Source organism: Chryseobacterium binzhouense (assembly GCF_007474545.1).
In the GTDB taxonomy this organism is placed as follows: Bacteria; Bacteroidota; Bacteroidia; order Flavobacteriales; family Weeksellaceae; genus Chryseobacterium; species Chryseobacterium binzhouense.
Window position 1 is genome coordinate 35,560 of the sequence record NZ_VKOG01000004.1, and the last position, 13,074, is coordinate 48,633.

The window sequence follows — 13,074 nt, forward strand, 5'->3', positions numbered from 1 at the left end:
TCTTAATTTAGAAACAATTTTAAATGTAAATAGTTTTAGCGTTATTTAAAAGGATGCTCATGGATGCACTTTTAATTTCTGCCGATGCATTCTGAATAAAAGGGGTCTTTCCTGTATCGCAGGCTCCGAGAGACAAATCTCCATTCACCCGTACATATTGACTTGCTTCCAGGATTATTTCAACAGTAATTTTTCCTTTTACCGTCACAAAAACCGGGATTGTCGTCAGTTGTGGATCTCCATCAGCATTTTGTTTTACCGTGTTCAAAACTGAACCATCAGATTGATAAGTAATACGTCCGTCCCCCTGTACATCAACTCTCACACTCGCTCCTGAAGGATTTCCATTAAGATTAAAGGTCATTGGAACATCAGATTGATCGCCTTCTAAAGTAAAAGATAATTTGCTTTGTTCACACTTACCAATAGGTTCATCTCTCGCAATTTCCGTATATACAAATTCCGCTTCTGTACAGTCTGTACCACGATAAATTGAGAAATTATGCTCTGCTGAAATCCTGTTACATTCAATTTCTTTGTCTAAAAATAAAAGCTGCGAATCTATATGCAAATGTGCAGGCGTTTTTTCGGATGTAGCAAAAGATGAATATTCACTTATTCTAAGGGTAATTTTCCCAGCTTGTGTCGGCGTATAAACAAATGGTAAAGATTGATGCCCTGTTACTCCACTTGCTAAATTATTGGGGACTTTGAAACTTTGCAGCACCTTATTATCTGTTCCTAAAATCTCTACAGTATTATTAAAAATATCATTACATCTTCTGTAGTGTATTTCATGAGACAAATTCATCGGTATTCCGACAGCTGATTGAGCAACATCTACTGTTGCAGAAACCCAACCAGGAGAAGTAGATAACTCAGTTATATCTAATCTTGCATCATTTACATTCGATAAATGGTCGCAAACCGGAACTTCTGCTTTTTCTTTTTGATAAGAAAGTATATTTGAGGTAGCTGAATGATTTTTTGCATCAATGACCACTGCTCTGTAATAATTTCTGCCAACTGAACTGATAGAATCTGTAAAATTTCCTGTAGTAAGATTTGCATTAAACGTGTTCCATGTAGTACCATTTGTACTTTTCTGGATTTCAATATTTGCAATATCATTATCAGGATCAGTTGCATCGACATCAATAGTGTAAGTGCATGTCGACTGTGTACATGATATGTCCGGATTTACCACACCATCATTCCATTTTAAAAAAACTGTTGGCGGATTTCTTCCCGGACAATTTCCTATTTTAAATGAACTTTCCTTTATAGCAACAGTTCCGTCCTGTGTAGTTAATGTCACCTTTAAATTATAATCACCCTGAATTTGCATATCCGGAAGACTTACTGAAAGACTGCTCCCAATATACGGTAGTGAAGGTAACGGAATTGGAAAATCTGTATATGAACCTGCCGAATTTAATTTATAGGATGCAATTGCTTTTGTTACTGGCGAAGAAGATGTATAATTTACATCAAATGTTATATTGCACTTTTCTATTGCCATTTTTAAATTATTTATTGTTGTTATTAATTAATATATAAAGGGTGATTATGAATTCGCAAGATTGATAAAACACCCTTTATCACTCTAAATGAAATGAAATTTGTAATTATGGTTATTTCTCAGAACAGCAATAATTACCCGGCAACACCTTCACAGCAATTTCCTCCTTCAGGAAAGTTAATGCTATTGATCACAATAGGAATTTCTTCGTACCAATCACTGATCGCTATATTTTGACTACATCCGCTGCCGGTGACATTCACTTTTATCGTAGGGATTCTTTTCGGATAAAGATTATAGAAAGTATAGCTTACATTTCCATTGGCATCTGGATTCAGGGTAATGAAAGATCCGTTGCCCAGAAAATCCCAACTGTATTGATAATCTGCAACATTGTCTCCTGAAATATGGAATTTTACCGTTGTGTCGACAGAAGCATCTTCAGGATATGCAATAGAAGTTACATTAATCGTTACTTCCGGTTGTGGAATAACTTTGATACTGCAATCAACAGGACTTCCATTGACTGAAAAAGTAATTTCTTGACCATATAATTCCGGGCTTACCAATTTAGGATTGAAGAAATAGAGTCCATTGACCAGTTCTACTCCTCCATTGAATTTTGAATCCACATCTGCAGTTACCACTCCATTGAATGGAAGCACCGTAAAAGGAATACGCTCTGCTTCTGCACAAATAGTAGCGTCAGGTAAACTCAGATTAATTTTTACTTTCGGTGTACAGCAAATGTACGGAAGTGAAAAATCTGCTACAATTGTGGTCACCCTACCACTAGGTTCATAAACCATTACAAAGGTTCCGCCTTTTTCAACTCCACGCAAATGCTCCAGCCCAGAGTTTTTTTCTACATAATCATTAAAATAAGCTTTTGAAAGATCTTTATTTCTTACTAATTCTGTGAAAGAAAGAAGCATGATATCAAATCCTAACTGTTGCTCATCCCTAATCTTTTTTATTTGCCCAAAAGCCTCCTGATAATCCATTCCCTGATGACCTTCAATATTGTAAAAAGAATTTCTGTCAATATTAAAACTCACAGGATTCTGAATATGAGCATCAGGCGAAAGCAAATCTGTATCATATCCCAAATTTTCTTTGGACGAACGATTGCTTGTCTTATCAAAATTCCATGTTTTTAAAAATTCCTCTGAAACTTCATAATAAAAAGGAATCGCTTTATCGCTGAGAGAATTGAGTTTTTGTGAGGGCGTAATTTTTATTTCTGACTTATCCTCAAAATCACGAGAATATCTGAAACTTTTTGCCTGCTGCGCAAAACGACTGATTAATAATCTGAGTTTTTTTGATGCTTTATCATCATCTAAAACCGGAGAATTATAAAACTGATGCCGATATGGATCCAGATGGATATTCGAGGTTAATTTTCCCAGCATAACGTGCTTTGGAAAAGAAACCAGATCTGGAAAACACTTGGTAAATGCTTTAGGAAGCAACGCCGTAATTTCAGAATAAGTATTGGTCAAATCTTTTACAATATCGTAAACATATTGAAATCCTGCTGATTGAGTAAGAAATTCTTTTAGTTTCGCTTCAAAAGTTTTATGATCAACTTCCGGCATTCCAATAATTTTGGAGATTGCATTGATTTTTGCAAAAATACCCGCACCATACTTGTTTTTTTCTAAAACGGAGACATACATATTTTTTAAATCAAGCGAAGAAAAACCTGCATCAATTCCTCTTTCTAAAATGAGATGATCTACAATTACACGCTCCAGTTTTTCATCCTTCAAAATATCTTTTAAAAATAAAGGATGAGGCTGAATCTTATCTTTTTCCAGAATATACTTGATTCCATCTGCTGTGGTAACCAATACTTTGAGATTTCTGATCTGCTGAATTCCGTGATTATCACAATCTACTCCTCTACAAGGCTTTACCTCTTTTTCATAGTTTTCTAAATAAAGCAGCAAATATTTATCTTCTAAATTAGAAAGCTTCTCAATCGGTTGTAAATCTGAATTCTTCTCTAAATCTGTTGCTAATTCCCAAAGTTCAATCTGCTTTTCTTCATCATAAAACGCCGGATATTTTGCTTTAAAATTGTCATATACTTTGAAATGGGTATATTCTTTCTGGTCTATGTTAATGGTTTTTAAATCACTTACATATAATTCTTCACTTACTTTATTGGTTTTATTTAAAGTGAGTAAATCTCCGTCTGTAGTAAGTGCTGCTCCCTGAGAAAGCTGTATGCTTTTCAACAAACTGTCTTTGTAAACAGGCTTTGGCTTTAGTCCGCACACAATACCTACTCCCTGAAGCAGCACTCCGGACAAACGATCCTGATCTTCGAAAAAATCTAAAAACTCATTGAACTGCGTATGCTCTATATATTGTCCTTTACTGAATTTTCGGTATTGGGTTGATATGTTACTTAATTGATTATTCATTGTTATTCATTTTTTTAATAACTTATTAAAATGCTCTGATAAACTTCATAGACAAACTTAATTGTCTATGAAGTAGTTTCACTGATTCATCCTGTCTAGAATTATCTTGTCGCTCCTGTACAAGGATTTATTTGTAAAAAATTACCAACTGGATAACCAGAATAGATTGGAGCTGGATCGTTTGCCAGGAATAATTGAGTAAACGCAACTCCTGTATGACAAGAACCTAATGCACATTCAAGAGAAAAGCTTACATAACCATCAGAAGCCCCTGCAGCTAATTGTTCTGCTTCTTCTTGAGTAATAATAATTTCACTATATCTGCTATAACCACTGCTAACATTTGGAGGATAATTATGTCTATCTTGGTTTCCACCAGTATTACTTAAATGAATATTTCCTTTTACAACACCACTTTGATTGAATGGAGTCTGACCTTCAATTATTTGTCCGTTTCCTAATAAATTAAAACTAGCTCTGTTACAAGTATGACCCGGATCTATACCATGTCTGTATTGAATAACTACTCTCATACCGCTGAGACATGCAATAGTAGATTGTCCAGTTAACTTTAAGTGTGCTAATCGGTAAATATTACTACATCCGTTACTATTAGTTACTGTAAGTGTAGGATTATAAATATCTTCCTGACCAGCAATAAGATTGTACACATGAGTTTTTTTGTTAGTTGGCGCTTCATTGTTTACTATTGGAGAACCATCACCAAAATTCCATGTAAATGTAAGACCTGTAAAATCTCCCACAACGTTAAATTCAACAGTTGCATCCGGGTTGTTTGCGTTTTCATCTGTAGTAGGAGTATCATAGATTATAGAACCTGCAGATACAGATACAATTTCCGGTTTTTTATATACGATCATTTGTGATTCTACAGGATCATCATTAACAGTAAATGTAATGGTTTGTCCAAAATAAGCAGCATTTACCAGACTTGGATCAAAGAAACTCTGACCTGCTGATTGATTAATGGCAGTTATCGGAGTAGAACCATTTACAAATGCTTTTACTTCACCATCCAACGGAACAATAGTCATAGCAATCGGAGCATCATTCTGACAAAGCTGACTTTCCGGTAAAACCAAAAATACAGGATCTTTTTTCGAACAGCACAAATAAGGCAATGAGAAATCTGCAAGAACCTGATTGTTTGCTTCCGATTCTGCGATTAGCAAAAATAATCCGCCACGTTCTACGCCTGCCAAATGCTCAAGACCTGATTTACGCTCTAAGAAATCACATAAAAGTTCTGTTGAAATTTCCTCTTTCTTCGGATCTTCTTTCACAACAACAACTTCCTTATCTGATCCGGGAGCTGTGAATGCAGCTTTATTCAATAATTTCAGATCACTGTCTAATTTAGATAAATTAAACAAAGTGCTTTTATAATCTCCTCTTTCCTTGCTGATGTCATCGGAAATCGAAACCAATTGCTTTCTGAGATCTTCTATTGACAATTTTCTCGGTTCGGAAGGTAAATTATCATCTCTTTTTTCACCTTTATTCAAAAGCAATACAGCGACATCAAAAGGCAATCCGTATTTTACTTTAAGATCATTGATGTTTTGTACCGCAGTTTCATAAGGCAATCCTAAGTGTCCTTCAATCCTGTAGAAATCGTAATTATCAATATTATAATTCAGCGGATTCTGAACATAGTCGTCTCCTGCTAAATTGGCTGTATGATAACTCAGGTTATAAGTTTCTCGGTCGGTTTTTGTTTTTTCAAAATTCCATTGAGCCAATAAAGGCTGATCTACATTGTAATAATAAGGTACCGCTTTGTTACCCAATCTTACATACAAATTGGAAGGTGTGATTTTAACCGGTCCGTTGTGAGATTTAAACTTATTGACTTTCTCAATAAAACGCTTAATAAGCATAATGACTCTTTCATAATTTTCATCATCACCTGTAGTTACCGATGAATGATAAAAACTGTGACGGAAATCAGCTTTTTCTCCCAATTCCAATGTATCTCCTAAAGCTCCCAACATCAAATGTTTAGGGAACGAATTGATACTCGGACAACATTCTGCATCCAGATGCAATAGCAATCCTTTAATCTCATTATAGGTATCAATTAAATCTTTAAACAAATCATATCGGTACTGATAATCACTCAGACTGAAAGCAGAACTTAATAATAATGAGTTTATTTTTGTACTTACTGAAGAATCCTTGGAATAAAAAGTTTTAAAAATACTATCAAAACCAGCTGTTAAGGCAGGAACAGTATTGATCGAATCATAAAATCTTGTCTTCAATTGTGACGGTGTTGTGATAGAAGAATCCAAAATCACTCTTTTTGCTTCTATTTGTGGAAGACTGTCATAAAGTTTTTCATACTTATTGCGAAGTTGGTAAAGAGAATCTTTTGTATCTATTGTACTTAAAAGACCTTCAACATCTTTCGAATCTGCCAACAGCACTCTAAGATTAGACACCTGCTCCGCTCCTGCATTATCGCAATTTGCATCTTCACAAGCCGATTCTTTATTAGAATAAGATTCCAAGTAAAGAATGACGATTTTATTGCTTAATTTTTCAATACCTTTTACCTCTTTAAAATTATCCTTTGCCTTTTGAGATTCCAACAGGTCATAATCCTGCTTTGTAATAATCTCTAAAAGAGGAATTTGTGTTGTGTCATTATCAAAATGCGGGTATTGTACATCACTTTCATAAGTTCTGTAATATCTGTAAGCATTAGCATCAAAATCGATGAGCGTTTCAATTACTTTTTTATCTGGATTGGCTACAGTTTTTTCAATTTTTCTGCGTAACGTTATTAAATCTCCGTCTGTGGTTACACCTGCTCCCTGTGTGATTACAATGGTATCAAGATAATCTTCAAGTTCTGTTTTTTTTCCTTTGAATATTTCTCTGATAACATCATCATTCTTGCTCATGGCTTCATCGAAGAATACAGATTTAAAGCCGCATACAATTCCTACTCCGCTTAAGCGGGTTCTGGAGAGCCTGTCCTGATCTTCAAAATAGTCGATGAATTCGTTTAACTGCCCTTCCGTTAACACCTGGTTTTCGTTAAACTTTCTATATTGGGTTGTTATATTGTCTAATTTAGCATTCATTGTTTTTCAATTTTATATGTTTGATTGTCCTAAAATTATTTTTCCGTCCAAGCTGTCGTTATCTTCGATATCACAGTCTAAAAGCCTTCCCGGTCGGTAAATATTATTTAAATGGGAAAGTTCTTCAAGTAATTTAAAAGTGCTGTTGCCTAAGTTTTCCAGATTATTTTTAGCTTTATCTGAAAGATATTTTTTAAAGGCAGATTCAAATCCCGCCAAATCGTTCTGAGCAGTCTGTTTATCGCTCATTCTGTCTCCTACCCAGCAAATTTTTGCTAAAATATGAGCCGGAATTTCCTGTCTGATTACTGTTTCAGCATAACGTCTGAAATCAGGATCCTGAAAACGATACGCAAAGCCAGGAAGAACAACACTTACACGGTAAGAATAAGGATCAAAAACATCATCTTCGCAGTCTTCTTCGCACGAAGACATCAGCGCATCAGCATATTTAACAGGTGTAGCAGGAATCTCTTCATCATCTTCAGGAGAAAATACTTCAAACGTGTTTCCTACCGTCATATAACCGATACCTTCCATATTCTGAAAGATTTTAAATGTTTCATTTATAGACATACAACCAATACCTCCAATAAGTTTATAATCTTTAAATGTAGGTTTCAGCAGTAAATGTTCTACAAGGAAAATTCCTTCCTCTGTAAAATCATATTTAAAATAATTTACTGTTTTAATGATTCCATCTTTCAGCTCGTCAAGCGAAGAATAAGGAGTGGTTTTTTTATGGGTAGCAATTACTTTTTTAGTTTCGGAATCATCTAAAATCTCCACATAATAATTACCTCCCGACGAAAAGCGAATTTGAATATTCCCTATCAAATCATACGTTGGCTGAGCTTCTTCCAGCTTCTCTAATGCATTATCCAGATCTTCCTGATCAATTTGTATGGTCTGATAAATCGCTTCATGCAGATTTTTGGTGGCGGCATATTCTATTTTATATGTATTGACAGATGATAAAGTAATATTCCCTGCTGCGTCTTTTATTTTCCAACTGTAGATTGGTTTACCGTCAGTTCCCTGTGTTTCGATAATCACAATAGGAGTTTGAGATAAGTTTCGCTGCGTATAATTTTTAAGTCCAAGTAAACGCGCTATTCTTTTTTGTACTCCCGAAATATTTTTGGTATTCCAGAGATTTCCTACATCATCTAATGTATAATTGTAGCCAATTCCTCTGTCTTTACTTAATGATTTGTATTCGCTTAAAAAGTTTTCTTTATTGCTTAAAACGATTTCATCTGCAGATTTGCCGTACAAAGATTTCATCAGGAACGTATAATCACTGAAAGTTTCTGCAAAACGTGAAATTAGGTGATCTAAGACTTCATTTCGTCGTTCTACACTGTTATCGAGCTCCTCGTACAATGAATCTGTAAGCTTATCGTCATCTGCATCATAATCTTTAACCAATTCATCGAAACCTTTGATATTTTTAAGAGTCTGCGTGAAATACGTTCTTTTTAAATCTCCATGAATGCTTAATACTTCTTTTACTTTTTCCAGATGTTTAAAATAACCAGCAAGAATCTGATCAAAAAACAACAAATATCCTTTCATTTGTTTCGCCAGTGCTTCTCTTTCAGGGGTTGGATTTCCTATGATTCCGGACATTCCTACTCCGTAAGTATCCGGAAATTCATTTAAAATAGTAGCATAGTTTCCGATGTCGTAAGATGTTCCCTGTGGCAGAATCAATTCTTTATTCTGTCTCGCATCTTCTCTCAACACCTGCTCTTCTTTTCTAAGTGTTTCTAAATAATCCTGAACCTTTTTTTCATTGATATTTAACGGAAGCGCACCTTTACTGTAGCTGAAAGAACTTAATTCGCAAAGCTCCGGCTTTTTACCTTTTTCTATGCAGATCAGCCAGTCGTTGTTTTGTTTTACCACGCTGTCGCAGCCTGCAATAGAAATTTCATGAATTTCTTTCACACCATCAACTTTCATGATTTCGCTGATCAGGTCTGAAAGACGAACTTCTCTTCTCAACTGACTGTTTCTAAGTTCTTCATCATCAATAAAACCGTTATCCAGAAGCGGACCTTCAAAAATCTGATCTGTAGAAAGATCTTTATCCAGCATTTGTTTCAGCGAATAAAAATGAACTTCCGGAGCCAGATAATGATTAATTGTTCTGATTACTTTGGCGTGTACCAGTTCTTCATCTGCTTTATTTACCAATCCGATACGGGCACAAACGGCAACTTTCTGGGTTTCAATTTCTTTAATATCTACCAAGTCTTCACAAAGACTTCTGTTGGCATGATAACGTTCCAGGATTTTTACTCTGGTTGAAGATTTATCGCATTCGCTGTGTTCAGCATCAATATCTTCTGCATAATCTACATACAGATCGTACAATCCTTTTACAGTAAAATCTCTTGTTTTTTCTCCGATTGGTTTAAAATCAAGTGTTCCTGTTTTGCAGTCAACATACAGTTTTTCGGTCTTAGGAACCAGCCAGCAATTACGGATCGGTCTTTTCTGACCGGAATTGAAACTGATGTCTATGAACAGTTTTCTGTAATCCAGCTCGGTTAATGGTCTTGAAGGTAAAATCTCTGTTGCCTTCAGAAACTGTGTATGAATATCTTTTTTATCATCTTTCGATGCCAAAATATCTTCCATATTCAGATTCATTCTCATTCCGAGATCTGTAATGGCGTAGCTCAGAACTTCCAGAGTGGTGATACCGGGATCATGAGAATTATAATCGGTCCATAATTTTCCGCCTAACTTTTCTATGTATTCAACACCTGTTCTGCGTAGAAAATGAAAATCGGTCTGATCTTCCGTTTCTACCTTTTTGGGTATGCTAATGTGCTTATTTTCTGACATAATTATATTTTCTTCTTTTTATTATTAAATACATACATGATCTGCAATGGTAACACTATGCTGTTTGGCAGACACCAGAATAGATTTTGGGTCTACTTCAATGAGCGACTGTCTCTGTAAAACATCATTCACCAGGATCTTGATGCCATCAATATAATCTACGTAATACAGCTGCTCCAGATAGTTAATCAACTGATTTACATTTAATTTGATATTAAAATCAATATCTTTAGTATCTGTAAAAGCCCACGGTGAAATGTATTTTTTAATATCTTCGTCCAGCTGTCTGATATAAAATGTCTCATCATACTGCTCAAAGAATTTCACCTTTGTTTCTACTTTTGCTTCTTTGTAATTCGGGTTGATAACCTGAGCTTTTACGTGCATTGTATTCAGTTGGTTCACGTAGTTTTCAATTTTATTCAGGGTGGCTCTGCTTACTCTTGGCTGATAAATATCAAAAGCATTTTTATTTTTAAGATTCGGAACCACCATCAAGGTGACGTGTCCCGGAGCCATGTATGATTTTTCAGAAGTGTGGTTTAAACATTTTACCTTAAAGACTTCCGGAAATTCCTGCAAAACCAGATGTTCGTAATCCCACTGTGTGATGGCTCTGTTTTTATGTCTCAATCTTTCGCTTACTCTCCTGTAAAACTCAGCATCCGTTTCTTTGTATTTTCCATCGAATGAATTGTAAGGCTGACTGACAGATTTTACCTGCGGAACTCTCATAATCAGTTTAGAAATCGTATTGTCTTCCAGACCGTTATTCAAATGAGAAAGATCATTATCCTGATTCTGGAATGTTGCCAAAACAGCCTGAGTATAAATTCCCTGAATTTTGCAGACCGCATCATAACTTCTTCCTGATTTTGCTCTTATCCACACCAATTGATCCGTAAATCTTGTATGATTAATGTTTATATCTTTAGGAATTTTAAACTTGACAATACCGGATTCCAGAAATTTTCTTGTGTCGTTTTGCAGCATAGATTTAGACAGATCAATCCAGGTATTGCCGGAAAGAATACTCCATTCTATATATTCTTTTTCCGAAAATGTTTTTGCCAAAGGATTTTCACTTCCTTCCAACATCTGAACCAAAAGCGAAACCGTCATTTGTGGCATTGCATCCAGACCGATGTACAATTCGCCTCCGTCCTGATGTACAGGTACAATACTTTTTGTATCTACTTCTTTTTCGTATTGTCCGAAAACATCTTCATGGTATATTTGTACTCCGTCATTTTTTGAAGCTAAACCGTCTGTATCTTTTCTTAAATAAGAATAGGCAGTTTCCTGTGCGCTGTAATTCAACTCTATATCTTCAGCGAAAGGAATATAAGGTTCATTAGGAATTAGTTTATTTTTTTCTGAACCACTTGATAAAGCCAGTGTATACAATTTTGGATAAACATCCTGTAATGAAGACTGATTCAATGTCAAACGGATCGCTTCGCTCGTTCCCGACTCATTGCTGCTGATAGAAAACTGGGTTTTGTAACCATCTTTTCCTTTACTGAATAAATTAATATCCTGCGCTTTAGGATACCAGATTTCCTCTTCCAATAATGCAGTATTTGCTTTAAAATATGCATCTGAAGTTACAATGGATGGGGTTTCTAAAGCTCCAAAAGCACTTAAACTGATGTTTTGATTAGGCTGAATGATATATCCATTGTACAAATCTTTTATAGAATCCGGCGTGTTTTTCCAATTGATGGTAATGTCTGCTTTTTTCCATTTTTTAGAAAACATTTCAGGACATTTGATATAAAAATTAGATCCTTTAATTGGCTGTGCAGTAAACGGATAATAAGGTTTTTCTGCATTTAATTCGCCATTATCATTTTCAATCTGAACAGATTTTATTCCTTTTACATCAACCGATATTGCTATGTTTTTAATGTCATTTTCCGCAAGAGCCTGATAGACATCATAGTCATTTTTACCATCAATTATAAATCGTATAATCGGTAAATTAGTTTGAAAGTTTTCTAATAATACCTTTTTATTATAATTGACAACAGCAGGGAAATTTCTAGGCAATACAAATGACAATGACAACGAAACCGGTTGTTGTACTGGTGTTGATACTGCTCTGCCATTTTCATCAAGCCTTACGCATTTAAATTCTTCTACACCAGATAACCATTCTTTTTCACCGCTGCAAAGTACTTTAATTGTGTCCTTAATATCCTCATCTTTAAGGTCTTTCAGTTTTTGGGTAAACTTATTTTGGAAATTAATGGTAATGCTTATCTTTCTGTCACCTTCTTTCAAATCGAATAATGATGACGCTATTGAGAAACCTAATTTTGCTTTCGGAAGTTCTTTAAAAATAGATTTATTGGGAAGTGTTTCATCAGAATTATATCCGAAAGGCCACCAATAATTGCTTTCCTCCGGCAGTTTTTCGCCCAGCCCGTCAGCAGAATTGGCTACAGGAGCTATTTTCAGCTCTTTTTTCTCGGCATCGTTTAAAAAACTTTTAATCTCAACTACTTTTGCCTGATTGGCGATGAGTTCTTTTCCGGTTTTGTAAATACGCTTTTTTCCGTTGGCATCTTTATCACCGTCTAAAAGTGTTCCTTCCTGAATTCTTTCCTGAATTGCTTTTTTGGCTAATTCAAAAATCACATAGACTTTGTCTTCTTTGGCATCGTTTTTTTCGATCTGAAGGATTTCGTTGTAGTAAAAATCCAGATGTCTTTTCGTTAAATTATTGAAAGCATTTTTTGAGAAATCCAATAATTTCAGGAAACAGACAAATAAGGTAAGGTGGGGCGTAAGGTTGCTGTCTTGCTCAAACTGGGAAATAAGATCTGTAACCTGTTTCTTCATGCTTTTGTATTCTACGCTTTCTCTGCGCGGAATTGCATTAGCATCATCACCAAAGAAGAAATTTCCCCAATTTCCCTGTGGCGTTGCTGCATCATCTTTGTCAAAAAAATTTATATGTTTTGCAAAGTTGTTTGCGAATAACAGCCAATCAAACAAATCAAAATCGTGCAATTCGAGATTGCCGGGGTCTAATTCTGCTAAAAAGCGCTGCATTTGTGATTTTCCTTCACGATAATGTGAAAATGTATCTGTTTTTTTCATTTGTTTATATTTAATTTTCTATGGTCAGATGCAATAC

General features: G+C 35.1%; 5 protein-coding genes. All 5 read right to left on the reverse strand.

Annotated features, from left to right (window positions below; genetic code table 11):
- Positions 1-19: 19 nt before the first annotated feature.
- Positions 20-1,522 (reverse strand): hypothetical protein, encoded by a 1,503-nt coding sequence (locus FNE73_RS11000; RefSeq protein WP_143884666.1) that lies wholly within the window; start codon positions 1,520-1,522, stop codon positions 20-22.
- A 134-nt stretch (positions 1,523-1,656) separates the two neighbouring features.
- A complete protein-coding gene (locus tag FNE73_RS11005) occupies positions 1,657-3,957 on the reverse strand; it encodes a hypothetical protein (RefSeq protein ID WP_143884667.1) in 2,301 nt (766 codons plus the stop codon).
- A gap of 101 nt (positions 3,958-4,058) precedes the next feature.
- Entirely contained in the window at positions 4,059-7,070 is a 3,012-nt protein-coding gene (locus FNE73_RS11010) for a PKD domain-containing protein (protein WP_143884668.1), read from the reverse strand.
- A gap of 12 nt (positions 7,071-7,082) precedes the next feature.
- Complete coding sequence (locus tag FNE73_RS11015; RefSeq protein ID WP_143884669.1) at positions 7,083-9,929, reverse strand: hypothetical protein; 2,847 nt, start codon at positions 9,927-9,929, stop codon at positions 7,083-7,085.
- A gap of 24 nt (positions 9,930-9,953) precedes the next feature.
- A complete protein-coding gene (locus FNE73_RS11020; RefSeq protein ID WP_143884670.1) occupies positions 9,954-13,037 on the reverse strand; it encodes a baseplate J/gp47 family protein in 3,084 nt (1,027 codons plus the stop codon).
- Positions 13,038-13,074: the final 37 nt, after the last annotated feature.